The organism is Exiguobacterium sp. CH10 (genome assembly GCF_018617635.1).
GTDB lineage: Bacteria > Bacillota > Bacilli > Exiguobacteriales > Exiguobacteriaceae > Exiguobacterium > Exiguobacterium aestuarii_A.
Genome location: NZ_JACSKO010000002.1, coordinates 13,976 through 38,882, shown reverse-complemented (window position 1 = coordinate 38,882; position 24,907 = coordinate 13,976). Strand labels below are relative to the sequence as shown.

At 47.5% G+C, this 24,907-nt stretch carries 27 protein-coding genes; 11 read left to right on the top strand and 16 right to left on the bottom strand.

Annotation, left to right across the window (positions count from 1 at the left end; genetic code table 11):
* Positions 1-83: 83 nt before the first annotated feature.
* From hemG to KNP04_RS07045, 4 genes are all read right to left on the bottom strand, one after another.
* The gene (hemG, locus tag KNP04_RS07060; protein WP_214875196.1) at positions 84-1,469 is read right to left on the bottom strand and encodes a protoporphyrinogen oxidase; all 1,386 of its coding nucleotides are present in this window, start codon (positions 1,467-1,469) and stop codon (positions 84-86) included.
* Complete coding sequence (hemH, locus tag KNP04_RS07055; RefSeq protein ID WP_214696193.1) at positions 1,462-2,391, bottom strand: ferrochelatase; 930 nt, start codon at positions 2,389-2,391, stop codon at positions 1,462-1,464. Before hemH ends, hemG begins: the two co-directional genes overlap by 8 nt.
* On the bottom strand, positions 2,388-3,437 hold the full coding sequence (gene hemE, locus KNP04_RS07050; protein ID WP_074032631.1) for a uroporphyrinogen decarboxylase: 1,050 nt from the start codon (positions 3,435-3,437) through the stop codon (positions 2,388-2,390). The genes hemH and hemE overlap by 4 nt, the downstream gene beginning before the upstream one ends.
* Before the next feature lie 116 nt (positions 3,438-3,553).
* Complete coding sequence (locus KNP04_RS07045) at positions 3,554-3,859, bottom strand: MerR family transcriptional regulator (RefSeq protein WP_074032630.1); 306 nt, start codon at positions 3,857-3,859, stop codon at positions 3,554-3,556.
* 121 nt (positions 3,860-3,980) lie between these two features.
* On the opposite strand from KNP04_RS07045, the gene KNP04_RS07040 reads away from it, so the two are divergent.
* A complete protein-coding gene (locus KNP04_RS07040; RefSeq protein ID WP_251126008.1) occupies positions 3,981-5,285 on the top strand; it encodes an ammonium transporter in 1,305 nt (434 codons plus the stop codon).
* 341 nt (positions 5,286-5,626) lie between these two features.
* On the opposite strand, the gene KNP04_RS07035 is transcribed toward KNP04_RS07040, so the two are convergent.
* Positions 5,627-6,760 carry an ABC transporter permease gene (locus KNP04_RS07035; RefSeq protein ID WP_214875195.1) on the bottom strand — a complete coding sequence of 378 codons (1,134 nt, stop codon included), beginning with the start codon at positions 6,758-6,760 and terminating at the stop codon, positions 5,627-5,629.
* The gene (locus KNP04_RS07030) at positions 6,757-7,494 is read right to left on the bottom strand and encodes an ABC transporter ATP-binding protein (protein ID WP_251129878.1); all 738 of its coding nucleotides are present in this window, start codon (positions 7,492-7,494) and stop codon (positions 6,757-6,759) included. Before KNP04_RS07030 ends, KNP04_RS07035 begins: the two co-directional genes overlap by 4 nt.
* Before the next feature lie 170 nt (positions 7,495-7,664).
* On the opposite strand from KNP04_RS07030, the gene KNP04_RS07025 reads away from it, so the two are divergent.
* Positions 7,665-7,916, top strand: coding sequence for a GlsB/YeaQ/YmgE family stress response membrane protein (locus tag KNP04_RS07025; protein WP_031421191.1), 252 nt, complete (start codon positions 7,665-7,667; stop codon positions 7,914-7,916).
* A gap of 48 nt (positions 7,917-7,964) precedes the next feature.
* On the opposite strand, the gene KNP04_RS07020 is transcribed toward KNP04_RS07025, so the two are convergent.
* On the bottom strand, positions 7,965-9,014 hold the full coding sequence (locus tag KNP04_RS07020) for a hypothetical protein (protein ID WP_214875194.1): 1,050 nt from the start codon (positions 9,012-9,014) through the stop codon (positions 7,965-7,967).
* A 129-nt stretch (positions 9,015-9,143) separates the two neighbouring features.
* On the opposite strand from KNP04_RS07020, the gene KNP04_RS07015 reads away from it, so the two are divergent.
* A complete protein-coding gene (locus KNP04_RS07015) occupies positions 9,144-9,572 on the top strand; it encodes an HIT family protein (protein WP_214819206.1) in 429 nt (142 codons plus the stop codon).
* A 38-nt stretch (positions 9,573-9,610) separates the two neighbouring features.
* On the opposite strand, the gene KNP04_RS07010 is transcribed toward KNP04_RS07015, so the two are convergent.
* Positions 9,611-9,916, bottom strand: a complete 306-nt coding sequence (locus KNP04_RS07010; RefSeq protein WP_251126089.1) for a hypothetical protein — start codon at positions 9,914-9,916, stop codon at positions 9,611-9,613.
* A 198-nt stretch (positions 9,917-10,114) separates the two neighbouring features.
* Between KNP04_RS07010 and KNP04_RS07005 the strand changes: the two genes are divergently transcribed.
* Both KNP04_RS07005 and KNP04_RS07000 read left to right on the top strand, forming a co-directional pair.
* The gene (locus KNP04_RS07005; RefSeq protein WP_214696209.1) at positions 10,115-10,471 is read left to right on the top strand and encodes a hypothetical protein; all 357 of its coding nucleotides are present in this window, start codon (positions 10,115-10,117) and stop codon (positions 10,469-10,471) included.
* 61 nt (positions 10,472-10,532) lie between these two features.
* Entirely contained in the window at positions 10,533-11,096 is a 564-nt protein-coding gene (locus tag KNP04_RS07000; protein WP_015880933.1) for an HTH-type transcriptional regulator Hpr, read from the top strand.
* Here the strand turns inward: KNP04_RS07000 and KNP04_RS06995 are convergent.
* The gene (locus KNP04_RS06995) at positions 11,080-11,418 is read right to left on the bottom strand and encodes a DUF1878 family protein (protein WP_274664144.1); all 339 of its coding nucleotides are present in this window, start codon (positions 11,416-11,418) and stop codon (positions 11,080-11,082) included. The genes KNP04_RS07000 and KNP04_RS06995 overlap by 17 nt on opposite strands.
* 153 nt (positions 11,419-11,571) lie before the next feature.
* Between KNP04_RS06995 and KNP04_RS06990 the strand changes: the two genes are divergently transcribed.
* Positions 11,572-12,558, top strand: coding sequence for a peptidylprolyl isomerase (locus KNP04_RS06990; protein WP_214875192.1), 987 nt, complete (start codon positions 11,572-11,574; stop codon positions 12,556-12,558).
* Between the two features lie 47 nt (positions 12,559-12,605).
* Here the strand turns inward: KNP04_RS06990 and KNP04_RS06985 are convergent, their stop codons facing one another.
* On the bottom strand, positions 12,606-13,565 hold the full coding sequence (locus tag KNP04_RS06985) for an HD domain-containing protein (RefSeq protein WP_214875191.1): 960 nt from the start codon (positions 13,563-13,565) through the stop codon (positions 12,606-12,608).
* Positions 13,566-13,646: 81 nt separating this feature from the next.
* Between KNP04_RS06985 and KNP04_RS06980 the strand changes: the two genes are divergently transcribed.
* From KNP04_RS06980 to KNP04_RS06970, 3 genes are read left to right on the top strand one after another with little or no spacing between them, the layout of a single operon-like run.
* The gene (locus tag KNP04_RS06980; protein ID WP_214875190.1) at positions 13,647-14,570 is read left to right on the top strand and encodes a magnesium transporter CorA family protein; all 924 of its coding nucleotides are present in this window, start codon (positions 13,647-13,649) and stop codon (positions 14,568-14,570) included.
* Between the two features lie 35 nt (positions 14,571-14,605).
* Positions 14,606-15,697: a DNA polymerase IV gene (gene dinB, locus KNP04_RS06975; RefSeq protein ID WP_214875189.1), complete on the top strand. Its 1,092-nt coding sequence runs from the start codon at positions 14,606-14,608 to the stop codon at positions 15,695-15,697.
* Between the two features lie 40 nt (positions 15,698-15,737).
* On the top strand, positions 15,738-15,956 hold the full coding sequence (locus KNP04_RS06970; protein WP_074032616.1) for a YhzD family protein: 219 nt from the start codon (positions 15,738-15,740) through the stop codon (positions 15,954-15,956).
* Positions 15,957-16,006: 50 nt separating this feature from the next.
* Here the strand turns inward: KNP04_RS06970 and KNP04_RS06965 are convergent, their stop codons facing one another.
* From KNP04_RS06965 to KNP04_RS06955, 3 genes are all read right to left on the bottom strand, one after another.
* The gene (locus tag KNP04_RS06965; protein WP_214875188.1) at positions 16,007-17,785 is read right to left on the bottom strand and encodes an SLC13 family permease; all 1,779 of its coding nucleotides are present in this window, start codon (positions 17,783-17,785) and stop codon (positions 16,007-16,009) included.
* Between the two features lie 127 nt (positions 17,786-17,912).
* Positions 17,913-18,284, bottom strand: a complete 372-nt coding sequence (locus KNP04_RS06960; RefSeq protein WP_074032614.1) for a YlbF family regulator — start codon at positions 18,282-18,284, stop codon at positions 17,913-17,915.
* A 36-nt stretch (positions 18,285-18,320) separates the two neighbouring features.
* Complete coding sequence (locus KNP04_RS06955) at positions 18,321-19,412, bottom strand: DUF445 family protein (RefSeq protein WP_214875803.1); 1,092 nt, start codon at positions 19,410-19,412, stop codon at positions 18,321-18,323.
* A 69-nt stretch (positions 19,413-19,481) separates the two neighbouring features.
* Between KNP04_RS06955 and KNP04_RS06950 the strand changes: the two genes are divergently transcribed.
* On the top strand, positions 19,482-20,333 hold the full coding sequence (locus KNP04_RS06950) for a PucR family transcriptional regulator (RefSeq protein ID WP_353047917.1): 852 nt from the start codon (positions 19,482-19,484) through the stop codon (positions 20,331-20,333).
* 104 nt (positions 20,334-20,437) lie between these two features.
* Positions 20,438-21,535: an ABC transporter ATP-binding protein gene (locus KNP04_RS06945; RefSeq protein ID WP_214875186.1), complete on the top strand. Its 1,098-nt coding sequence runs from the start codon at positions 20,438-20,440 to the stop codon at positions 21,533-21,535.
* A 42-nt stretch (positions 21,536-21,577) separates the two neighbouring features.
* Here KNP04_RS06945 and KNP04_RS06940 read toward each other — a convergent pair whose 3' ends face one another.
* The 3 genes from KNP04_RS06940 to KNP04_RS06930 all read right to left on the bottom strand — a co-directional run bounded on the left by KNP04_RS06940 (position 21,578) and on the right by KNP04_RS06930 (position 24,837).
* Complete coding sequence (locus KNP04_RS06940; protein WP_015880920.1) at positions 21,578-22,228, bottom strand: amino acid ABC transporter permease; 651 nt, start codon at positions 22,226-22,228, stop codon at positions 21,578-21,580.
* Complete coding sequence (locus tag KNP04_RS06935; RefSeq protein ID WP_074032611.1) at positions 22,225-22,983, bottom strand: transporter substrate-binding domain-containing protein; 759 nt, start codon at positions 22,981-22,983, stop codon at positions 22,225-22,227. Before KNP04_RS06935 ends, KNP04_RS06940 begins: the two co-directional genes overlap by 4 nt.
* A gap of 126 nt (positions 22,984-23,109) precedes the next feature.
* Positions 23,110-24,837 (bottom strand): phospho-sugar mutase, encoded by a 1,728-nt coding sequence (locus tag KNP04_RS06930; protein WP_214696236.1) that lies wholly within the window; start codon positions 24,835-24,837, stop codon positions 23,110-23,112.
* Positions 24,838-24,907: the final 70 nt, after the last annotated feature.

The window sequence follows — 24,907 nt, the reverse complement described above, 5'->3', positions numbered from 1 at the left end:
CATCACTCCTTTTTCTCTTTCGCTTCTAACTATAACAAAAAGAGAGGGATTCGGAACAATCCGAACCCTCCCTTCATCAAATCTCAATTTTTTTCACGCAATGCCTTCACTTGTTCCCGCACACTCTTCACACAGTCCGGCATCCCGATTCCGTCATAGGCGATTCCAGCCAGAATAACTCCAGGATATACCCGGCTCATCTCGGCACGAAGCGCTTTGACGCGATCCGCATGAAAGACGGCATACGGTGGCAGCCCGTCACGAAGTCGACTGACGACTGCCTGAATCGGATCACGGTGAATTTTCATGAGACCACGAAGATCACGTAACGCTGTCTCGATGATTTCTTCATCGGACGCTTCCACGATATCATCTGCCCCCGGGCGACCTAAAAAGACGCGAAGGACGTGATACCCTTCCGGCACGGCATGTGGCCATTTCTGGTCGATGAACGTACACGCCGTTATCGTCACGTCTGCTTCCTGACTCGTCACAAATCCTGTTCCGATGAATGGGAGCTCGATATCTTCTTCCTTAAAGACAAGCGAGCAAGTCGCTGTCGCATGTGGTTTCATATCCGCCAAAAAGTCACTGTCGACTTTCGGGAGGAACTGACGAATGAGACGTGGTGGGACCGTCAATACGAGATGATCCGTATCGATATCTCCACGACCCGTAAATAACCGATAACCGTCCTCGCGCTCGGACACTTGTTCGACGGTACAGTTCAATACGACCTCCGTCCGTTCTAATCGTTCAGCCAGTCGATCCGTAAGTGATTTGAGTCCTCGCTTCAAGGAGGCGAACTGACCGACCTTCTTCGCCCCGACTTCCGCGACCCGTTGTTCGGGACGTAGATGACGCATCCCTTCATACAAGTTCCCGTATTTCTTTTCTCCCTCGATGAACTGCGGGAAAGTCGACATCGCACTCATTTGATCGATGTCCCCGGCATAGATGCCAGAGAGCAACGGTTCGATCAAGCGGTCGACGATTGGGTCCCCGACACGTTCACGAAGGTAAAGACCAAGTGAGACGTCCGAGTCTGGAACTTCTACATCAGGTGGTGTCAGTAACATCTTCTTCAAAGCTTCGTGTTCTTCTTCCGAGAGCAACGTCGTCTCACGAAACGCGTTGACATCTAGCGGAATTCCCATCACTGTCTGCTTCGGAATCGGATGGAGTCCGTCATGATGGAGAACGTAAGCCTGTCCGACGCCGTTTCGAACGAGTTCATCACCTAAACCGACGTCTTCAATCAATTCTGTCATAGCTGTCTTTCGAAAAACGTACGAATCCGGTCCACGTTCAACCGCAAACTCGCCCGTCTCATACGTGTCAATCTTCCCACCGAGACGGTCTGTCGCCTCGAGCAATGTGATTGAAACGTCTTCCGGCAAATAACGCTCCGCATAAAAAGCGGCGGTGAGACCTGTGATCCCACCACCGACAATCGTAAATTTACGCATGATGCACAATCACGCTTTCCATTCGATCCGCGATGGCTTCGATGAAGCTTCGCTCTGCATTTGGCATAGCTGGACGTGCGTAATGGACACCGAGGCGGTCACAGACGACTTTACATTCGACATCGTTGTCGAACAATACTTCGAGGTGATCTGCGACAAAGCCGACCGGCGTGTAGACGAACGCTTCGTAGCCATGCTTTTCATAAAGTTCAGCCGTTAAATCTTGCACATCCGGTCCAATCCATGGATCCGGTGTATTTCCTTCTGACTGCCAACCGACTTCCACGTTCGGTACACCTGTCGCCTGAGCAATCTTATCTGCTGTCTCCTTCAATTGATCTGGATACGGGTCGCCCCCAGCCAAGATCTTTTCAGGAAGACTATGTGCCGATACGATGAGGCATGCTTTTTCAGCCGGTACAGGCAAGTTCGCGAACGTCTCTTTGATCGCCTCTGCCCACCAGTTGATAAACTTAGGTTCGTCATACCATGAGTCGACTGAACGGATGTCGATGCCATACTTCGCTGCTTCTTCATGAGCACGACCGTTATATGACTTGACGCTATATGAAGAGTAATGAGGTGCCAAGACGACCGATACCGCTTCTTTAATGCCGTCGTTCGCCATTTGCGCGACCGCATCTTCTACGAACGGTTCGATATGCTTCAATCCGATATACAGTTTGAACTCGATTTCACCTACATGGCGCTCATTCAAGATGTCACGAAGCGTCTCCGCTTGATCGATCGTGATTTTTGCGAGTGGAGATACGCCGCCAATCGCTTCATAGCGTTCCGTTAAATCTTGGAGCGCTTCCGGCGATGGTTTACGTCCGTACCGAATGTGCGTGTAGTAGCGTTCGATATCTTCCGGCTTGTACGGTGTCCCGTACGCCATGACAAGTAGTCCGACTGTTTTCATGATTCATTGCCTCCCATTTTTTCGCGTGAGTAATCGTGAATGAATGCCGTCAATTTGACGAGTACGGCTGGATCGACTTCCGGGAACACCCCATGCCCCAAGTTGAAGACGTATCCTGGCTGCTTCATTCCTTCATCCAAAATCTCTTTTACCTTCTCTTCGATGACCGGCCACGGTGCCAGTAAGAATGACGGGTCTAAGTTTCCTTGGACAGCCTTTGTGATCCCGCGGTCGCGCGCTTCTTGTACCGATAGACGCCAATCGAGCCCGACCACATCAAGCGGAAGGTCGTGCCATTCTTCGATTTGATGGCTCGCTCCGACTCCATGCATGATGAGCGGGATGTCGAGTGAACGTAATTCTTTGAAAATTCGTTCCGTCGTCGGCTTGATGTAACGCGCGTAGTCTTTACGGCTGAGCGTCCCGACCCACGAATCAAACAATTGGAACGCTTGAATGCCAGCATCCGCTTGCGCTTTCGCATACGTGATGACCATATCACCGAGTTTTTCCATCAATGCATTCCAGACATCCGGTTCTGCATACATGAGCGCTTTCGTGCGATGGTAGTTCCGTGATGGACCACCTTCGATCATGTAGCTCGCCAATGTGAACGGCGCCCCTGAAAAGCCGATGAGCGGTACTTCTAATCGTTCCCGAAGTAAACGGATTGTGTCGAAGACGTATGAGATATCATCTGGGTTTAACGGCTTTAAGCGTTCCACATCTTCCATCGTTCGATATGGGTTGTCGATGACCGGTCCGATTCCGCTCTTAATCTCGACATCCACTCCCATCGACGGAAGTGGCGTCATGATGTCTTTATATAGAATGGCCGCGTCGACTCCGAGTTGTTTCACCGGAAGTTCCGTGACATATGCACAAAGTTCAGGATCATGCGTGATCTCGAATAGTGACCTCGTCTTTTTAATCTCTCGATATTCCGGTTGATAGCGTCCGGCTTGGCGCATATACCAAACAGGTACATAGTCTGTCGCCTCTCCTTTAAACGCTTTTAAAATAGTATCGTTCATACGTCGCGTCATTCCCCTCTAAATTTCTCCTACACTCTTTATTCTCGTGTTTGTGAACTCAAAAACATTATACAGAAATTAATTAGAATTATGCTAATGTGAAGCATTTTCATTGTGTTTTCTTTGTGTCATTTTTTTGTCGGAAATGTTCGGAAAGCCGAATTCAACTGACCACGAATCAAATCGTCACGCTGCTTCGCCGACAATCGACGCTCGCGCTCTTTAATATCTTGAATTCGCCACCCATCTTCTAGCTTGGTCGCGACTTCGACCAAACGCTCCACGTCATGGAAAGAATATTTACGTGAACCGCCTTTCGTACGTTCAGGAAAGACGAGACCTTTTTCTTCATAATAGCGGACCTGACGCTCAGAAAGTCCCGTTAATTCAGTCACGACGCCCATCCCGATTACTTTCTTCGATTTATAGTCCATCCGTCCTCGCCCTCCTTAATAAAAGAACTATGTCAGATAATCTGACAAAATGCAATCCAACATCAAATTTTCGTTTTACACTGAAGTCAACTTTTGGAAAGCACCTAAGAAAAAGGAGGGCATGAACATGGAAGACATTCTCTATTATATGGACACGCTGTATGTACTCATCGCTGCATTGCTCGTATTGACAATGCAATTAGGTTTCGGACTACTCGAGACAGGGACGCTTCGGGCGAAGAACGCCGGGCACGTCGCGGTCAAACAAATTATCAGCCTCTCTGTGGCGGCACTCGCTTTTTGGGCGGTCGGATTCGGCCTCTCATTCGGTGACGGAACAACTTGGTTTGGGACAGAAGGTTTCTTCTTAAGCGGATCGTTCTCAAGCCTCGATTGGGCGAACGTATCAATCGACATCAAATTCTTATTCCAGTTATCATTCGTTGCTGTATCCCTCGCCATCGCTTGGGGTGGATTTGCGGAACGGGCTAAGCTTTCTGCCTACGTTCTCTTCGGTATCTTCTTCGTTGCCATCCTCTACCCAATCGTTGCACGCTCAGTATGGGCTGGCGGAATGCTCGGATCGATGGGGATGCAAGACTTCGCAGGTTCGGCGGTCGTTCACCTTCAAGGTGGGATGGCGGCTCTTATGGCGACCATCATCTTGAAACCACGTCGCAAAACGGAATCACTCGCTGGTCATAACCACGTCTTGACGGTCGTTGGTGGTCTCGTACTCTGGCTTTGCTGGTTCGGATTCAACGCTGGTTCAACGATGTCGGTCGCTGACGGATTCTTCGGTTACGTGGCGTTGACAACAATGCTCGCAACAGCAGCTGGTGCACTCGGTGCCCTTGCCATCGTCATGATTCACCGTAAAACGGCAGACATCCCGACGATTGTCAACGGTGTTCTCGGAGCACTCGTTGCCATCACAGCAGCTTGTGCGTTCGTAGAGCCATGGGCAGCAGTCGTCATCGGTGCCCTCGCATCGATCGCAACATACGGAACGAGCATCTTGATGGCAAAATATGTGGATGATCCACTCTGCGCCTTCTCTGTACACGGCGTGGCTGGTATTATCGGGACACTCGCACTCGGCTTCTTCGCTTCTCCTCGACTCGTCGAAATTACAGGTATCGGTTCTGCAGGTCTCTTCTACGGCGGCGGATTGACACAGCTCGGCGTTCAGACACTCGGCGTATTGATCGCCATGGTCATCGCTGGTGGCGGAAGCTATGCGTTCTTGAAACTCCTTGACGTCACAATCGGTCTTCGCGTTACAGAAGAACAAGAAGATGTCGGTCTCGATATCGCAGAGCATGGTGTCTCAGCATATGGTGAAGTCGAAGAAACAACAGAGAAACCAGGACGCCTTCCGAAGATTCTCGGTTCGAGCGTATCGGTCATGTCTCCTAAAAAATAATTCGAACTAAGGAGGGGTTAGTCACCAAAATATGGTGACTAACCCTTTTTCGCTTTACACCAATTCAAATAACGGTAAAATGAAGTCGTGAAATTTTTACGCATCATGACATTTACTGGAGGTATGACTTATAAACGCTCTTGATTTCGCACTATTCTTACTCGTTTTTATTTCCGTTATGATCTTCTTTTTTGTAAAGTTCATCAATCGACCGAAAAGAAGATGAACGACTATTAACATGTCAAAAAATCATCTATCGCTTAATACAAAATGAAAGACGAACGAGATGTTGTTTGAACCGTCTCGTTCGTCTATTTTTTTGTATATCTATTCGTCACTATTTACGTCAACCGTCTCAAGTAATAACGAATGACCACGATGGATAAAACCAATCCGACCGCCGCGTCCCATGTCGCGCCAAACCCAATCGAGGCGAGTACGAGCACGAGGGATTGTATGATGAGTAACCGCATCGCCCACCACGAATAGCCTTCGATCCGTTCTTTACGGGTAATCGGTAACCAGGACACGATGGAAATCGCCTCTAATCGTTTAAACAATGGAACGAGCTGTAACGCCGTCAATCCAACGAATAGTGGTGTGACAAATCCGACATACCAACCGCCTGACATCCACATGACGATGAGCGCCACCACTGTCAACCGAAGGATGAGGTCGAGCGAGTCGTTTGAACGAATAATTCGAAGTCCGTACACGTAACGGGACGCATCGACGCGTTGGAGCACTCGTTTTTCGAGAATCTTTGTCAGTAGTCGTCTTTCCCGCACTTCTTCTTTTAAGGTCGGCAAGTCGACAAACCAGCTGATCACCCGTTCAAACTGAGCCCGACTCTTCTCTTCAAGCGCCAACCAGTGTAAGAGTGGGATTCGCTCGTTTCGTTTCACATGTAAGAAAACGAACGGCATGAACGCCGGCACCCATGCCCACTCTGTCCAATCCATTAGTAGACAAGCGCCGCTCACGAGCGCGAACGGAACGATGATCCATTCGCGTACCCCTTCCACTTTTGCCAATCGACCTGCAGCCGACAGTAACATCATCGTGACAACGAACGATAATACCTCAATTCCCGTATAGCTCTCCGTCCGCACGAGAAGCGGCAATAAAATGAGTAAGACGAGAAGTGCTCGGATTGTCGCAAATCCGATATTGAACAAGCGCACACCAATCATATAGGAACGAATCATTCCTAATTCAGGGAGTAGGAACACTTGATCCGCCTCTTGGATAAACGTTCTCGGACGATGACCGAGCGGGATGAGAATGAGCACCGCCGCGGCAATCCATGCCCCCGGGAACGTCCCATCAATACGTTCTAAAAAGTTGTTGTAGACGAATGCCCCGTAAATCAAAGTGAAGTAGAGCGTGAACAAGAGTCCGCCGTTTGCGACGTAGCGACTATATTTGACGACCTCTTCCATCCAATTGCCGAGTCTTGATTTAAATCGATTCATGACGACCGTTCCTCCGACGCAATCGCCTCTACATAAATGTCATCGAGTGTCGCATCAGGTGACAATTGATACTTGTCTCGCAACTGTGCGGCCGTCCCGTTCGCAATGACGATACCTTGATGGAGGAAGACGAAACGGTCGCAATGCCGCTCCGCTGTCTCAAGAATATGGGTCGACATCAAAATCGCACAGTCTTGTTTGTATTCATCAAACAGTTGGAGCAGCTGACGAATCGCTAACGGGTCGAGACCGACGAACGGCTCATCGACGATGAGGAGCGGCGTCTTCGTCACAAGGGCGCATAAGATCATCGCCTTTTGTCGCATCCCTTTTGAAAAGACGGACGGGAACCAAGTAAGTTGTTTTTCCATTCGCATTTCTTTTGCTAAACGCTTCGTTCGTTCGGTCAATTCTTCAGGACTTACGTCATATGCTTTCCCCATCAACTCGATGTGTTCTTGTAAGGTTAACGTCTCGTATAAAATCGGTGTCTCCGGTATGTAACTTACTTTCTTACGATATCTTTTTTCTGAAGACTCTACTGTTTCTCCATCAATTTCGATTTTTCCGGATAGTGGTGACAAGAGACCCAAAATGTGTTTGATCGTCGTCGATTTTCCAGCTCCATTTAGCCCTATCAACCCAACGAGCTCTCCTTTTTTCACTTCAAATGAAACGTCGTGCAAAACTTGCTTTCCGATATATCCGCCGTTCAATCGATCGACGTGCAGCATGAAAACCACACCTTTCATTTTCAACTTTTTTTCGTGGTATATGTTTTAAATGTTGTCACATGGGAATAATCTGAACTGTAAGGCATTTTAAAATAAAACATCAATACTCCCATTGTTCCACAAAATCGTTGAAAAGAACAATGGGCAAACAGAGGAAGGAGAAATGAATGATGGGGTTTATTCTTTATTTGATTATCGGAGGTATCATCGGTTGGTTAGCAGGATTAATTCTAGGTAAAGACGTACCAGGTGGAATCATCGGTAACATCATCGCAGGGATCATCGGTGCTTGGTTGGGTGGACTCATCTTCGGTGATTTCGGACCAATCGTAGCGGATATCGCGATTATCCCAGCTCTTATCGGTGCGATTATCCTTATTTTAATCGTATCGTTCGTCATGAAATCAATGCGTAAGAAATAATTATTTATGTACAGGAGGGGCTTCCGTAATGGAATGTCCCTCTTTTTTTCATTGAATCAATAAATACATCGCGTCATTTTTTTCAATAAACTGCTTCTCCGTTTCAAGACCAAAGAACGTGAAGAATGATTCGAAGAAGGATTGACCGTAATCCCAATCTGTTCCGAGTTGGTGTTCTGTCTTTTCTTTCGGTTCGCCGAGTAACGCAATCAAGTCGTCTGGTCGTTTATCAAGATCGATTAAAACTGACTGCACGTCTCCCTTTTCAAACACGACAGTCAATCGCTCATAATCCCATTCATCGTCACGTTTCCCATCCGGCTCTCCTAACGTTTCTTGAACCTTTCCTTCCGATTGTCCAATCAACGAATCAATCGTTTCTAACGGATGACCCGTTTGCGCTTCTACTTCGATCTCAATCAACTCTGCCCGCTTCAAATCGAACTGTCCCGCAATCGCTTCACTCGATTCCGGCATCAATGCATACTCGAGCGATTCAGGAGATGTTAATTGAATCGTCTCTGTTTCGGACACCGTCTCACCATTCGCCACGGCGACCGCCTTCACATCATAACTTCCTGGCATCTTCTCGAACGTGAATCGTCCGTTCGCTTCATCAATCCGACCGACGCGCTGCCCATCGACCCAAATATTCGTCAACGGTACGTCTGAAGTGACATCGATTCGTTGTGGCAATAACTCAATCCGATAATCTGAAAAGCCAAAGCGCCCTTCACCTGTATCAATCAATCGAAACAGCCCTTCCGCTTCCATGCCTTTCGTCCGATTCGCACGATCTTGTGCGACTTCGGCGATGGCATCGCCACGAATGGATTTTTCATCGTTCAGCCAGCCCATAAACCGCAGTGCCTCAGCACGCGTTAACGTTTCGCCTTGATATTCTACCTTTTCCTCAAAGAAAGCACGGTCTTCCTCTAATAAGGCCTCTTTAAATGCGACGTGAATCTTATCTTGCTCCGCCGCTGGTTTGTATCCATATATATAGAAGACAATGGCTCCGACTAAAATAGTGAAAATAGATAATAGAAGAATCATTTTGGGATGACGTTCTTTCTTTCTACTTCTTGTATACGACATCTTTTCGCCTCCTTTCTTCAGTGCTTACTTCAAGTATAAAAGGAATCAATCTCCCTTCCAATCGTTCTTGCGCCTGAATTTCCGTGGTATGATGAAACAGAAATGACTTTTTAGAATGGAGGAATGAAGATGCATACCGATCCAACCTGTATCTTTTGCAAAATCGCTCAACAAGAAATCCCGTCGTATCGGGTATATGAAGATGAGGCGGTCGTCGCTTTCCTCGACCTCTCGCAAGTGACAAAAGGTCACACGCTCGTCATTCCGAAGCACCATGCGAAAAACGTTTACGAGCTACCTGAAGATGTCGCAGCGGACGTCTTCAAACGCGTTCCGACCATCGCCAAGGCCATACAACGCGAAACAGGGGCAATCGGCATGAATGTCTTGTCGAATGCCGAGGAAGTTGCTGGACAAACGGTCTATCACTTCCACATTCATTTAATTCCACGCTTCGGACACGAAGACGGATTCGGTGCAAAATGGATCACACAAAATGACGCGTTCACGTCTGACGAACTCACAACCCTCGCATCGAATATCCAAGCACACGTATAAGACAAACTAGGACCCGTCAATCGATGACGGGTCCCTTTTTATGATTGATTGATTGAATCAAGGTGACGTTTCCGTTCTTCTTCTAATTGTGCTCGCTCGACCTGAAGTTTGATCGCCACTTCATATAACTGTTGACGCGTTTTGACAGATGTCGCTTGTTCAAATTCTTTTCTTAATTCGGTTAGACGGGTATCTATTTCAAGCACTCGTTTTTCTCGTATCGATTCTTCGCGTGCCTGCTCTGTTTGTTTCGACGCTTCATACCCCGCCTCTAGTGTGTTCATAATGGAGTCGGCCCAAGTGTCATCTCCCAGTCGTTTTGCAGCGAGATATAGGTCAAGCATGTCATCTACCCAACGCTTCGCTTTCTCCACTGAGGATCACCTTCCTTTACCTGTATTTTAAAATAAAATGATTTTTCGGTCAAAATTGAATGTTCTGAAAAATTTTATTTGCGATATAGGTTTTTAATCACTCTTTTTTGGTAAAATAATATGAAAAGAATGTAATTCGGATTATCCGAGCTTGAGGAGGGGAATGTTTTGTCGAGTCGCCAACGTCGAGATTGGATTGCTTTCGGCTTTGTTTTAGCATTTTTAGGAGTTGCCACGTTTAAAAAACTGGCGAGAGGTACCGCAAATGATGCTGCTGCTCAACAACATCGAGCATCCACAATCACTACGCTAAAAGAACAATTTGGGAATGTGGCGAAACATGCATCGCAAGTTGCCGCCGCAGGGAAACTGCAAGGAAAAGAATTGACTGATCAAGTGAAAGCCGAAGTCGAACGCTATCAACAAGACATTCAGCCTTCAGTCGAGCGAATTCAAGGGAACCTTCAGGAACTCTCGAACGTACAGTCTGCTATGACTGACAACACTGCCAATCAAACACAATGAGTGTTTGAGGTCATCGTCCGTCGATTACTTTTGATTTTTTATCCGGAAAGGATGGATCGAAATGGAACACGAAAAAGAATTCACTGGCCCTGAGGCCATGCTCTATAGCCACAAAATCATTCAATTGAGTAAGGCTTTGTGGAAAACCGTCGAAAAAGATTGGCAAAACTGGATTAAACCATTCGATTTAAATATCAATGAGCACCATATCTTATGGATTGCCCACGCGTTAGGCGGCGCATCGATCTCTGAAATTGCAAAATATGGCGTCATGCACGTCTCGACCGCTTTCAACTTCTCGAAGAAGTTAGAAGATCGTGGATTACTTACGTTTTCGAAAAAAGAGACGGACAAGCGAAACACGTATGTCCAATTGACACCTGAAGGAGAATCGTTGTTGCTTGAAACGATTCACGCGTTTGATCCAGAAGGAAACGGCGTATTCCGCGCTTCACTTCCGCTCCAAGAACTTTATGGCAAGTTCCCTGACTTAACAGACATGACGGCCATTGTGCGTCGTTTATATGGGGACAACTTCATGGATATCTTTGCAGAAACATCAAAAATGATCACAGAAGAGGCAGGCAGACGTCCTGATGAGGATGAACTCAGTCAAGAAGCCTAACCTGCCGATAGAGTGGCTCTGTGACGTCTAACTCGATTCCTTGACGGACGCATGCCCCAAGAATCGTTTTCACGTCGAGCCTTGAATCTAACATACCCACAAAGTGGACGAGCAACGGCTCTATGGACGTAAACCCATAGCGCATTTGCTCGTTTTGTCGTGCCCGAATATCATCAAGCAATTGATAAAACGCCTCTACGTCCTGCTTTGTCAAGTTCGCTCGAATCACTTCATATTCAAACGGACGGTCCGTCCAATCGACAATCTCGAGTAAGATCTTCATCTGATATGATAAATGCTCGACCTTCTCTTCTAGTGACACTACCCTCACCCCATCATTTCACATTCTATTACATCATTATACGACAGGATTGTGTGCTATGATACTGTACAGACAAGAGAACAGCTGTCATGATTAGGAAAATGTGATATAGTCGGACTTAGAAACTTTAAAGAATTATTAGGGGTGGAATACATGTCAAACGGAATGACAAACGAACCAAAAAAGCAAGATAAAAAATTCTCAACCGGTGCTCTCGTCGGTGCATCTGCACTCGCACTCATCATCGGTGCTGGCGGTACGTATGCTGCGACAAACGCAGGTGGCGAATCAGACGATTCAGCAGTCGTCACATATAAAGGCGGCGAAATCACACGCGGTGAAATCGCAGACATGAGTTACGACCGCATGGTCCCACAACTCGCATTCCAAGAGACGATGAATGCACTTCTTGAAAAAGAATATGGTGACCAAGTCGAGCAAGAAAAAGTAGATGAAGAGTTCAGCAAAACAGAAGAACAATTCAACTCAAAAGAAGAATTCGAACAAGCGATTCAACAAGCCGGCATGAGCGGTACAGAAGAGTTCAAAGAAGCGCTTCGCGGACAAATGCTTGTCGATGCAGCTAAATCTGAACTTGTCGACGTGACGGATGAAGAAGTCGAAGCACAGTTCGCCAAAGAAAACGTGGAAGTGGAAGCTAGCCACATCCTCGTCGAATCAGAAGAAGAAGCACAAGACATCATCAAACAGTTGAATGACGGTGCAGACTTCGCTGAGCTCGCGAAAGAAAAATCAACAGATACAGGTTCTGGTGAACAAGGTGGAGAGCTCGGTTTCTTCTCTACCGGCACGATGGTACCTGAATTCGAAGAATATGCATTCAAAGAAGACGTGGTTGGAAAAGTCTCTGAGCCAATCCAATCGCAATTCGGTTTCCACGTCATTAAAGTGACAGACCGTAAAGAGAAAGACTTGAAACTCGAAGACGAGAAAGATCGCATTCGTGAAGAGTTGGCAACAGAAAAATCAGCTTCTGTCGATGCAAACAAAATTTACGCGGAGTTGATTGAAAAATACAACGTTGACGTAAAAGATGCAAAAGCAGAGCAACAATTTGACGCTGTCAAAGAAGCAATCAAAAACGCAGACGAGCCTTCTGAAGAGTCGACTGAACAATAAGACAAAAATGGCACTCCGTAATGGAGCGCCATTTTTTTATGGACATATTATAACTTTGGACGATAGAAGGCACGGTTATCGAGTGCCATGACACGCTCCGTAAACGTACCCGGCTCGACACCTTCATACGCTTTCTCGAACATGTTCATCCGCGCGTCGATGTTGTCGATGAAGAATAACATCTCCGCTTCAGGGAGTTGTGGCGTATTCGCCGATCCCCACTCCGGTTTCCCATGATGACTTAAGACGAGATGTTGCAACAACGTTGTCACTTCTCGGTCCGTCCCGAGCTCACGTGAGACGACTTCTAGTTCAGATGCCATGAGTGAGAGATGGCCGAGCAACTTGCCTTCAAGCGTATACTCTGGGGTGATTGCATCCGATAACTCGATGACTTTCGCCAAGTCATGCAAGATCACACCGGCAATCAACAGGTCTCGGTTCAACGATGGATACAGGTCACACATCGTGTCCGCAAGCTTCAGCATCGACATGACGTGGAATGCGAGTCCGGAATAGACCGCGTGATGATGTCGCACAGCAGCTGGATACGTGAAGTATGCCTCTTCGTGACGATTGACGATTTCTTCAACGAGACGACGAATCTCATCGTGTTGCAAGGACGTGATGAACCCACGGATTGTCGTTTCAAGTTCCGACTTCGGAATCGGCGCCGATCGAACGTACGGGGCAATATCGACTTCTTGCTCGATGATTGAAATTTGCTTCAACTTCAATTGCGTCCGTCCACGATAGTCCATCACTTCACCCGCCGCATGGACAATTTTTTTCGTCGCATACTTTTCGGTATCCGAACTATCCCATAATTTCGTTTCGATTTCGCCACTCTCGTCGCAAAGGATTAATGTTAAATAAGGCTTTCCGTTCCCGGCAAGTCCCTTATACGATTGTTTGATCATGACATATTGGTCTAGCGTGTCGCCCACTTTGAGCTGACCGATTTTTGTCGTCAATGAAAGCACCTCTCTCTTATTCAGTACCTTCATCTTATCGAAACTTTGCCATAGATGCCAACATTCCTGACAATTTGGGAATACTACTACTATAGCGAATTGGAGGAATAGACGATGGAATGGGATTGGTACACGCGCCCCGAGGATTATGTGGAAGTAGATTCTAAATATGCACTGGCCTATACGTATTGGCTCGAGCAGTTGACGACCGCAAGCGTCACAAAAATCGTGGTCGAGGATGGTTATATGTACGGGTCACTCACACTCGACTACGAGCAGTTAGAACGTGAGCCGCAGAAAATCGGGCACTATTTTATCGGTCCTGATTTTTTATGGACAATTGGATTTGACGATTTGCATCACGAATCGGTCCTTGCGAAAGACTGCAACTCACCGATTGAAGCGTTCTATGAATTGCTTGCCGAACGGATGAACAATTACTTTCACGGAATCGATGAATTCGAAGAACGACTTCTCGTGGCCCAGCGAGAAATGGCAGGACAAGTTCCTGCCACGTTCATGAATGAAATCTTTGGTCTTCGGAGTGAAATCGAACGTTGGTCCGATACGGTCACTCCTTATAAAGAACTCGTCATGGCAGGACGTGAGGCCTTTCTCGATATCGACCTACAAACGTTGAGACCTTACCAACTCGCGGATTATCGAGTCAGTCGACTATTGACGCTCATCAATCATTATCAAGGTGACGTCATCGCGATGACAGACCTCGCCTCGACACTTTCTAACTTTCGGGGAAATGAAATTATGAAGGCTCTCACCGTCTTCACGGCACTCACGACCCCTGTCGTGGCGTTCGGCGCGGTATGGGGAATGAACTTTAAAGCGATGCCTGAACTAGACTGGCCGCTCGGTTACGCCTTCGCCTGGTTGATGATTCTATTCTTCACACTCCTTATTCAAGTGTGGTTGAAACGAAAGAATTGGATTGGCTCGTTGTTACAATTCCCGAATCAAACCACTTCATCAAAGAATAAGACGAAACAAAATTCTAAAAAAACGAACAAAAGTTCGTTATAATAAAGAAAAGAGATTTTCACAGGAAAGGTGATGTTATGGAACGACTCATCATTCATGTGGACATGGATGCCTTTTATGCCTCCGTCGAACAACGGGATCGTCCAAATTTACGCGGAAAACCTGTCATCGTTGGTGGACCACCTCACAGTCGTGGAGTCGTTGCCACTTGTTCATATGAAGCGAGGAAGTACGGCGTACACAGCGCGATGTCATCACGTCGCGCTTTTGCCTTGTGTCCACACGCCACGTTTGTCAAACCACGATTCCAAGCCTATCGACAAGTTAGCGCGCAGGTCATGGACATCTTTAAATCGGTCACTCCTCTCGTCGAACCATTATCCCTTGATGAAGCCTATTTGGACGTGACCGAAAATACGCTGTTAAGTACATCGGGTCCGTTTATCGCCCGTTATATTCTAGGAGAGATTAAACGCCGTACCGGTCTTACGGCATCCGCTGGCGTCGCGCCTTCAAAGTTTGTCGCAAAAATCGCGTCCGGTTTTGAGAAGCCGAACGGCCTTACCGTCGTCTCACCTGAGAAAGTCGCTGATTTTCTCTCTCCCCTCTCTATCGAAGCAATGCACGGTGTCGGGAAAGTGACCGCCCAAACGCTTTACAGAAGTGGCTATCATACAATCGGTGACCTTCAACAAGCTCGTCCCGAACAACTGAAGGCTATTTTTGGACATGATCGCGGGCAACAACTGTACGAATTGGCACATGGACGAGATACGCGTCCTGTCGTCGCCACACGAGAGCGTAAGTCGATCGGATCGGAAACGACATTTGCGTTTGACATCGATGACCCAGAAGAAGTATTCGAACGGGTCATTCCCGAAATGGAGGACGTGTTGCGTCAGCTCGACCGCCGCGAACTGAGTTGCCAAACCGTCACGATCAAATTAAAGACGAGCGAATTTCAGGCTAGAAGTCATCAAATCAAATTGAATCATCCGACGCATGACCATGACGAGATCCGTCGACTAGCAAGACGTCTGTTTGATGAGATGAATGTCACCGAGCCCGTCCGCTTGATTGGACTGACCGTATCCGACTTGATTCCTCGAACTGAATCCACACGGCAACTGACATTTGACGAACTGACGAAACCTTCTCTTGAAGAATGAATGACCATTCATTAAAATAAAGACAAAGGGGGTCGTGTGAATGGAGACATACACGGTGACAGGATTTGAGAATGATGGCACGCTCGTGTTGAATGAAATGTTCGAAGCAAGCGATGATCAGTCAGCCAAACAGCAAGGACTCGACATGCTTCGAGCAGCAGGGCATGAACATAAAGGCGCGCGCATCGTTCGCCGGGGACAACTCATCTATTTCGAACGTTGCAAATTACCGGGGAAATTAAAAGGAACGGCATCCTAAGACAAGGCAGACCGACATAAGCGGTCTGCCTTTCTCTATTCAACACAACGTTAGAATGGAAAGAGAAACAGAATCATCAGGATTCCGACGATCCCGGTGAGCAGTTGTAACGGCACACCGACTTTGACAAAGTCTATAAACCGATAGCCTCCTACACTAAACACCATCGCATTTGTCGGAGAACCGAACGGTGTCATGAAAGCAAGGGAGGCTGAAATGGCGACAGCGATGACGAACGGGACTGGACTGACTGCCATGGATTCCGATAGGGCGATGGCTAGCGGAATAAACAAGATTGCGGTCGCGGTGTTCGAGATGATTTGACTGAGGACCATCGTCGTAAGAAATAAAACGACGAGGACCCAGGCAGGACCAAAGCCCGCGAACGACCGCCCAATCCAGTCGACAAGCCACGTCATGATGCCCGCCTTCTCAAGCGCCGTTCCTACCGGGATCATCGCGGCAATCAAGACGAGTGAAGACCATTGAATCGATTGATACGCAATGTCTAGGTGGCGCACGGCGCCGCTCATCACCATCGCCAGTGCTGCCAGCCAAACCGCAACGGTCGGGTCGACCCATTCAAAGACGAACAACGTCATCATCATGACCATGATCATGCCAGCCGCAAGTTGGTGATGACCCGACACCGTTCGATTCGCTATATCCGTCACCCGCTCGTTCGAAAGGAGCAATCGTGTATCTTGTTCAACTCGCTCTAAATCCTCCCACTTGCCATGCACCATCAACAAATCCCCTTGTTTTAGCGGCAGATCTTTCAGGCGTACTTGTGCAACTTCTTCTTGGGGGCGGATGACACGCAAGACGTTCACATGATATTCATTCCGTAGCTGGCTCTCATATAGACATCTCCCTACAAGTTGACTCGATCCTGGAATCGTGAACATGGCGATGCCACCGATCTTGTCATAGACGCTAGTTGCCTCAACCTTCTGAAACGGAATGTGTTGTTGTTCCGAGAGAGAACGGACTCGTTGCTCATCCCCACTGATGAGGATCGACCCAGCACGTAATACCGTGTCGGCGCGAGCAGTTTCGTATTGTTTACCTATTCCTTTCACTCGTTCCTTTAATACGATGATACCGTCACGCGACCACTTCAGTTCACTTAATCGCTTACCAATCAACGGATGTACCTTGTCAATCGACAGGACATACACGTTCGGGTTGATTGTCTCGCTTGCCCCGCCTCCATCCCATTCCCTTGAACAATTCTGATCGAGCAAGCGATTCCCAATGAGGCGAAAATACAGCAATCCGACAACCATCACGACCGCACCAATCGGGAACAATGAAAAAAAGCCAATCGGCACATCAATCAGATCTCGTAGCGATTCAGCTGCGACAAGGTTCGGGGGTGTCCCAATTAAAGTCATCGTCCCTCCGATGCTCGAGAAAAAAGCAAGTGGCATCAGGTACGTCTTTGCGGATCGTTTGATTTGTCGGGACATCGCCATGAGGACAGGAATGAGCAATGCGACCGTCCCCGTGTTCGACATGACGCTAGAAAGCAGGGCGACGGTCAACATAAACAGATAAAAGAGCCGTGTCTCGCTTCCGTTCGCATATGGGATGAGTGCAGATGCCAATCGTTCCGCTAAACCGGAATGAAACAACCCTGCTCCAACGATGAACAGTCCAGCAATCATCAAGACGACTGAATTTGAGAATCCCGCCATCGCCTCAACAGGCGTCAATTGATTAGTTAGGACGAGACATAAAAGACCAATCAATGCGACCAAGTCTGCTCGGAGCCAACCTGTTATGAAAAAGAGAATCATCCCGAATAGAATGAGCACGGTCCACATGCCAGTTCACCCTTTCCTCACCATTCTACTTTCATTATAAACCCTTTATGAAAACGCTTACTTAATTCATGTGACAATCTCATCAACAAAAAAACGGATGGCTCGATCGCCATCCGCTTCTCACATCTTATTGAACTTCGTTTTCATTCACCATCGGCGCGTAAAGCTCTTCAAGTGGTTTCATGATAATTTTCGTTACTTCTGTAACGAGCTGGTGCATGCGTTGCTCTTCTTGCATGAGCTCCATGATCAATTCGTTCTGTTGAACGCTCATCATTTTCGTTTGCGCATCCATCATTTCCTGCTCAGAGATTTCCTCTCCTTGCATTTGCTTTTGTTGAAGCGTCATTTGGATGTTACGGAAGTCAGCGAACAACTGGTTCGCTTCCGCATCCGCATTGACACGATCGTATAAAGAAGAGAGTGTTGTGAACTCTTCAGAATCGCGAAGTGCTTTCTCCAATTGGTAAGCTTGGTCGTACAAGTTTGTTTGTGACATGTAACGTCCTCCTAAATGCTATTAGGGTCTAGCTCATCATAAGATGGCAATTAACCCTTGAATCAACCCAATCATACCACCTAACAGCGCTCCAAGCCATGTTATTGCCCGGAACTCTCGTTTCGAGATCGATAAAACAATCTCTTCGAGGTACGAGGTGTCGAGTGACTGGACTTGTTGCTGTACGATTTGATCGATTTTTAAGCGATCCATAATCGTCTCCATTTGATTCGTGAAGCGCTCAATGACAAGGGTGGCCCCTTGAGGCACGAGTTCATCGACGACACGAGATTCGATGGACTCGGTATACGACGAGACCGGTCGATCCAACAATTGTCCAATCGGCAAACGTGTGACGACTTGTTCGGTGATGCCATCGATGAGTCGAGCTTCTAAACGTTCATCAATTAACGTATCGATCGTCTTTTCACTGAATCGTTCGAACTCACGCGTAATCATCGTCGTCATACCGTCACGAGTCGACTGACCTCGTAAAATATTGACGATTTCCGGTCGAACCATCTCGACAAAATTCATATTTTGAATGAATCCCGCGATAAATCCAAGTCGACGTTGAACGAACGAATCGACCATATGACGAAGTTGCGCCTCACCTTCAGGAGAATAAAAATACTCTTCCGATTTGACGAGAAGTGCGTCAACAATTTCAGGAATGACTGCCCGTACGCGATCCATCCCTTCTTCTCCAAGCAATTCAAACAACTTCCGTTCTTTCACGTCGGCCATGACGCTCGTTAGCTCGTCACGTAACTTTTCATCCGCCGACATAAGGATGCGTGCCTCTGCGTTCGGGTAGATGGGTTCTACGAGTTCTCGAACGGTTTTATCCGAGCGTAGCATCGCCTGAACTTCTTGTTGTGCAAAGTGTGTAATATGCGTCGTCACTTGATCATCCAATAATCGTTTTCGCATGCCTTCCGGCGTCAATAAGTGTTTGACGACCGTTTTCCCTAAGCTAGATGCCAATTCATCCCGACGTTTCGGAATGAGACCTGGTGTAAAAGGAATCCGGAATGAACCGATATATTTCGGTTCATGTGGCCGGAACAACATCTTGATGGCGAGAAAGTTCGTCACGCCACCAATCGTCGCCCCAATCACAATCATGAGTAAAATCTTTAATAACCCGTCCAAACTGCAAGCCTCCGATCTGAAATATGATACATTGTTGATGAGGTGATAGTATTGAATACGTTTGATCGTATTAAATCGATTTTTCCGACTGCTGTCCATCGGTCGGAAGATGCATCTGGTGACCTTGACTGGTTCGAGACGCAAGATGGTACCATATTTGGGCTCCCGACGTTCGAATTGACCGAACGTGAACAGCAATTGCTCCGCATGTGGGCGACCCCGTTCCTTCAGTCCGACCCACATCAGCGAAAATGGCAAGAACGCCTTCAAGATGAGACGTACCGTCTTGAACAATCGTTTCGGCTCATCTCTCTTTCGCTCCAAGAAGCAGAAGAGGAAGCGTTCGAATCATTCATCAGCATCATCCACGACTTCATGCCACATGCAGAAATCGTGTTGATCACAACCAAACATATCGAACTCATCGAACGAGACACGTTTGTCGACCTTCAGGAGTTCGAGGACGTCTTGCGTGCCATCGCGAGCGATTGCTTCATCGAAGCACACGCTGTCTATAGCGAACGTTCTCAAGGTCCTCTCGCCCGTGTATATCGTCAACATCAACTGCTCATGCCATACGCTCGTCTATCTACTAAAACTTACCCTGCTAGTCAATTATTATACCATTATTTACTACAAGAGCAGGACTTAAAAGAGCGGAACCATATCACGGCCTCACTCATGGAGATGCTTGATTTATCGATGATTGAACTGCTTGAGGCGTTGTTCAGTCATTCATTAAACGTCTCCCATACGGCCAAAGCACTCTTCATGCATCGAAACACGCTGAATTATCGACTTGATCGTCTGTTCGAGACGACGGGTTATGATGCACGGAAGTTCTATGACGCGAGTCTCCTTCAACTAATGGTCACGTTGCACAAATCCGATTGACGGTTTTTGTGCAACTTGTCTATATTCAATGCAAGCGGTTTCATCATATAATCGTTCTTGTAAGCGCTATTATAAACATACAGATTCTTTAGGAGGCTAACGACATGGCAGAAATTCGTTTAGAACACATTGATAAAATTTACGATGGTGGCGTCAAAGCCGTCAGCGATTTTAACTTACACATCAAAGACCGTGAGTTCATCGTCTTCGTCGGACCATCTGGTTGCGGTAAATCGACGACACTTCGTATGATCGCAGGTCTTGAAGAGATTTCAAACGGTGACTTTATCATTGACGGGAAACGAATGAACGACGTTGCTCCTAAAGATCGTGATATCGCCATGGTCTTCCAAAACTACGCACTCTATCCGCACATGAGTGTCTATGACAACATGGCGTTCGGCTTGAAGCTTCGTAAGTTCCCGAAAGACGAGATTGATCGTCGCGTAAAAGACGCTGCTCGTATTCTCGGGTTGGAAGAGTACCTCGAGCGTAAACCAAAAGCGCTCTCAGGTGGACAACGTCAGCGTGTTGCCATCGGTCGTGCCATCGTCCGTGACGCAAAAGTCTTCTTGATGGATGAGCCGCTCTCGAACTTGGATGCAAAACTTCGTGTACAAATGCGTAAAGAAATCATCCAACTTCACAATCGTTTGGATACAACGACAATCTACGTTACCCACGACCAAACAGAAGCGATGACACTCGCAACGCGCATCGTCATCTTGAAAGATGGTCTTATCCAACAAGTCGGTTCGCCGAAAGAAGTATACGACAACCCAGACAACATCTTCGTCGCTGGTTTCATCGGTTCACCTTCGATGAACTTCTTCCGCGGTACACTCGCTGAAGGTAAATTCATCACGAACGGTGAAGAAGTCAACGTTCCAGAAGGAAAAATGAAAACACTCCGTGACCGTGGCTATGTCGGAAAAGAACTCGTCCTCGGGATTCGTCCAGAATCAATCCATGATGAGCCAATCTACATCGACTCACCAACGACACACACGTTCAAAGCGCACATCGACGTCGCTGAGCTCATGGGTTCTGAGTCTTACCTCTACGCTGAACTTGGTGGACAACAGTTCACAGCACGCGTTGACGGCCGCTCGAACATCCACATGGGTGACGATGTCGAACTCGCACTCGATATGACAAAAGCACACTTCTTCGACGGAGAGACAGAACAAGTCATCCGTTAAGCCATACAAAAAGCCTCGATTCGTCTGAATCGAGGCTTTTTCTTATCGAATCGCGTAACGCTGTTCGAGTTTGTGTTGACCGGCTTGAATCAAGGTCGATAAGATCCAATAAATCGAAGCCGAGAACAAGAGTAACGGCATGACCAAATACGTCGTTGCGGCAATTTGGTCAGACACATACGTTAACTCCTGAACCGCGATGACCGAACCGAGTGACGTCGACTTGATAATGTCGATGACCGAGTTCGAGACAGGCGGGATGGCGCGAGAGAGCGCCTGTGGGAAAATGATGTCTTTGAAACGCTTCATTTTAGGGATTCCTAGCGCGACACTCGCCTCTACCTGTCCTTTATCGACAGAGTTGATGGCTGCCCGGAACGCTTCCGAGATATAGGCCGCAAAGTGGAATCCAAGTCCGAAGATGAGCGCCTGCATCCCACTGAGTTGCACGAACCCAGTGAGACCGACATACAAAATCAATAATTGAAGTAAAAGCGGTGTTCCACGGAAGAACGAAATGTACGTCCGTGTGAACAACCGTACAATTTTAATCGGGCTACTATGAAGTAAAGCGATGATCAGACCGAGAGCCAAGGCGAGAAGAATCGACAGGACACTGGCGATCAACGTGAGCTGGACGGCTTCAAGATAGACCGAGCGGTTATCTATGACGGTCGTGATCAGTTCATTCATTGACTGATATCCTCACCGAAGTACTTCTCACCGATTTCCTGCATCGTACCGTCTTCTTTCATTTCCGCAAGTGCATCGTTCAACTTCTCAAGAACGTCGCTATCTTGACGTGTCATGAATCCAGCTTCGCTTGTATTGAAGATGTCACCGACTGCTTTGACGTCATAGCCTGTTTTTTCAAGCTCTGTCAAGATGAAGAGACGGTCGTTCAATGCCGCATCAAGACGACCGACTTCGAGGTCTTGAAGCACTTGGTTCGCCCCTTTGTAATATTTCACTTCAGCGCCAGCTTCTTCAGCCATTTGCGCATAGACTGAACCTTGTGTCGATCCGACTAATTTGCCGTCGAGGTCTTCTACTCCTTGGATATCGTTGTTATCTGAACCAACGATGACTTGAGCACCTGATACTGCATATGGGTCAGAGAACGCATACTTCTCTTCACGCTCAGGTGTGATGCTCATTTGGTTGGCAATCATGTCAATGCGTTCTGCATCAAGTGCTGGAACGAGTCCTTTGAAGTCCATTGCCTCATACTCTACTTTATAACCGGCACGTTCTGCCGCTTCGTTCAAGACGTCGATATCATATCCCATCAATTCACCTTTATCTTTGTATGTGAACGGTGGATATGTCGCCTCTGTACCGACAGTGATGACTGCTTCGTCCGCTCCACTGTCTGTTTCATTACCGCAAGCTGCGAGAAGCCCTACTGAAGCTCCGATTGCGAGTACGCTTGTTAATGTCTTTTTCATGATGATTCCGCCTTTCCTATAATCCTTATATGATTACACGGTTTTAAACAATAACCTCATCATACTGGCGTGATGTCTTCATGTCAAACAAAAAACATCACCCTATCGCTAGAGTGATGTCTCCCATCAATCGATGGCTTTCGCCTGTTTCATGACGTCCGCTTCAATCGCTTCACGTTTCGCTGTCGTTTTCTCGGCGCGATCCGCATGCACACTAAAGTAAAACTTGATTTTCGGCTCTGTGCCAGATGGACGAAGGCAGAACCAAGACCCGTCGGCAAAGACGAATTTCAAGACGTTCGATGACGGCAACTCGATTGCTTCAGACGTGTTCGTCCGTAAGTCAGTCGCCACTTGTTTCTTATAATCTTCGAAACGAACGACTTCGTATCCCCCGACTTCTTTCGGCGGATTGGCACGGAACGCTTCCATCATACGACCGATTTGTTCGAGACCGGCTTTCCCTTTCAACGTCATCGACTGTAATGACTCTTCATAGAAACCGTACTTCTCATAAATCGACTGCAACGCATCGTAAAGCGTCCGACCGTGCTGTTTATGATATGCCGCCATCTCCGCTGCGAGTAGACAAGCCTGAACCGCATCTTTGTCACGGCAGAAGTCACCGATCAAATAGCCGTAGCTTTCTTCATAGCCAAAGAGGAATTCATATTCGCCTGATTCCTCGTATTGTTTGATTTTCTCCCCGATGAACTTGAATCCTGTCAACGTGTTCTCAAGATGTACGCCGTATGCTTTCGCAATCGCAGCCCCAAGTTCCGACGTGACGATTGTCTTGGCGACGAAACCATTCGATGGGAGTGTTCCCGTCTCACTCTTTTGTGACAAAATATATTCCATCAGGAGCGCACCTGTCTGGTTACCGGTCAAGACGAACCATTCCCCGTCACGTCCGCGTACTGTCAAGCCGACACGGTCCGCATCCGGGTCCGTCGCCATGAGCAAATCGGCTCCGACGCGATCCCCATATTCCATCGCTAGTTTAAACGCAGCTTTTTCTTCTGGGTTCGGATAACTGACGGTCGGGAAAGCACCGTCTGGTTCTGCTTGCTCTTCTACAATCGTCACATGGTCAAACCCATACGCTTTCAACCCTTCCATGACCGGACGGCGTCCCGTCCCATGGAGTGGCGAATACACGATTTGAAGGGGACTGTCCTGTACGTCACGATGAATCCGAATCGACTGGAGTGCTTCCATATAAGCCTCATCGACGGATGGGTCGACTGTGACGAGTAGTCCTGTTTGACGAAGCGCCGCCTCATCTTCGATATCAATCTTCAACTCATCTTCAATCGCATTGACGTAACTGACGAGTTCATCCGCTTCTGCTGGCGGAAGCTGTCCACCGTCTGCCCCATACACTTTGAACCCGTTGTATTCAGGCGGGTTATGACTCGCCGTGATGACAATACCACCGAACGCATTCAAGTGACGTACGGCAAACGAGAGTTCCGGTGTGGCGCGCAAACTTGGGAACAAGTATGTCTTGATTCCGTTTGACGCAAGTGTCCGTGCCGCCTCTAATGCAAACTCTGGTGAAAAGTGGCGCGAATCATGGGCGATCACGACGCCGTGACGTTTCGCTTCTTCTCCCGAAGCTGCGATAAAGTCAGCAAATCCTTGTGACGCTTTTCGAATCGTATATACGTTCATTCGGTTCGCACCCGGTCCGATTTCTCCACGCATCCCGCCTGTCCCGAACTCAAGCGTCTTATAAAATGCGTCTTCTAACGTTGTTTCATCTTTTGCGAGCTCCTCAAGTTCCGCACGTAAATGCGGCTCAAGTCCTTCAAATTGATTCCAACGGTCATACGTTTGTTGCCATGTCATGATTCATTCCCCTTTCACCCTCAAAAAATTCAATCGAAGTACTCGCCAATTGCTTCCATCTTGTATACGA

Bases quoted from the DNA above. Each gene is read 5' to 3' on its own strand.
- KNP04_RS07015 (WP_214819206.1), top strand. From the start codon at position 9,144: ATGCATACCGATCCAACCTGTATCTTTTGCAAAATCGCTCAACAAGAA.
- KNP04_RS07035 (WP_214875195.1), bottom strand. From the start codon at position 6,760: ATGAATCGATTTAAATCAAGACTCGGCAATTGGATGGAAGAGGTCGTC.
- dinB (WP_214875189.1), top strand. From the start codon at position 14,606: ATGGAACGACTCATCATTCATGTGGACATGGATGCCTTTTATGCCTCC.
- KNP04_RS06990 (WP_214875192.1), top strand. From the start codon at position 11,572: ATGTCAAACGGAATGACAAACGAACCAAAAAAGCAAGATAAAAAATTC.
- KNP04_RS07000 (WP_015880933.1), top strand. From the start codon at position 10,533: ATGGAACACGAAAAAGAATTCACTGGCCCTGAGGCCATGCTCTATAGC.
- KNP04_RS07030 (WP_251129878.1), bottom strand. From the start codon at position 7,494: ATGCTGCACGTCGATCGATTGAACGGCGGATATATCGGAAAGCAAGTT.
- KNP04_RS06985 (WP_214875191.1), bottom strand. From the start codon at position 13,565: ATGAAGGTACTGAATAAGAGAGAGGTGCTTTCATTGACGACAAAAATC.
- KNP04_RS06940 (WP_015880920.1), bottom strand. From the start codon at position 22,228: ATGAATGAACTGATCACGACCGTCATAGATAACCGCTCGGTCTATCTT.
- KNP04_RS07040 (WP_251126008.1), top strand. From the start codon at position 3,981: ATGAACATGGAAGACATTCTCTATTATATGGACACGCTGTATGTACTC.
- KNP04_RS07025 (WP_031421191.1), top strand. From the start codon at position 7,665: ATGGGGTTTATTCTTTATTTGATTATCGGAGGTATCATCGGTTGGTTA.
- KNP04_RS07010 (WP_251126089.1), bottom strand. From the start codon at position 9,916: ATGCTTGACCTATATCTCGCTGCAAAACGACTGGGAGATGACACTTGG.
- hemH (WP_214696193.1), bottom strand. From the start codon at position 2,391: ATGAAAACAGTCGGACTACTTGTCATGGCGTACGGGACACCGTACAAG.
- hemG (WP_214875196.1), bottom strand. From the start codon at position 1,469: ATGCGTAAATTTACGATTGTCGGTGGTGGGATCACAGGTCTCACCGCC.
- KNP04_RS06935 (WP_074032611.1), bottom strand. From the start codon at position 22,983: ATGAAAAAGACATTAACAAGCGTACTCGCAATCGGAGCTTCAGTAGGG.
- KNP04_RS06965 (WP_214875188.1), bottom strand. From the start codon at position 17,785: ATGTGGACCGTGCTCATTCTATTCGGGATGATTCTCTTTTTCATAACA.
- KNP04_RS06945 (WP_214875186.1), top strand. From the start codon at position 20,438: ATGGCAGAAATTCGTTTAGAACACATTGATAAAATTTACGATGGTGGC.
- KNP04_RS06980 (WP_214875190.1), top strand. From the start codon at position 13,647: ATGGAATGGGATTGGTACACGCGCCCCGAGGATTATGTGGAAGTAGAT.
- KNP04_RS06960 (WP_074032614.1), bottom strand. From the start codon at position 18,284: ATGTCACAAACAAACTTGTACGACCAAGCTTACCAATTGGAGAAAGCA.
- hemE (WP_074032631.1), bottom strand. From the start codon at position 3,437: ATGACGCGACGTATGAACGATACTATTTTAAAAGCGTTTAAAGGAGAG.
- KNP04_RS06970 (WP_074032616.1), top strand. From the start codon at position 15,738: ATGGAGACATACACGGTGACAGGATTTGAGAATGATGGCACGCTCGTG.
- KNP04_RS07020 (WP_214875194.1), bottom strand. From the start codon at position 9,014: ATGTCGTATACAAGAAGTAGAAAGAAAGAACGTCATCCCAAAATGATT.
- KNP04_RS06955 (WP_214875803.1), bottom strand. From the start codon at position 19,412: ATGATTGTGATTGGGGCGACGATTGGTGGCGTGACGAACTTTCTCGCC.
- KNP04_RS06930 (WP_214696236.1), bottom strand. From the start codon at position 24,837: ATGACATGGCAACAAACGTATGACCGTTGGAATCAATTTGAAGGACTT.
- KNP04_RS07045 (WP_074032630.1), bottom strand. From the start codon at position 3,859: ATGGACTATAAATCGAAGAAAGTAATCGGGATGGGCGTCGTGACTGAA.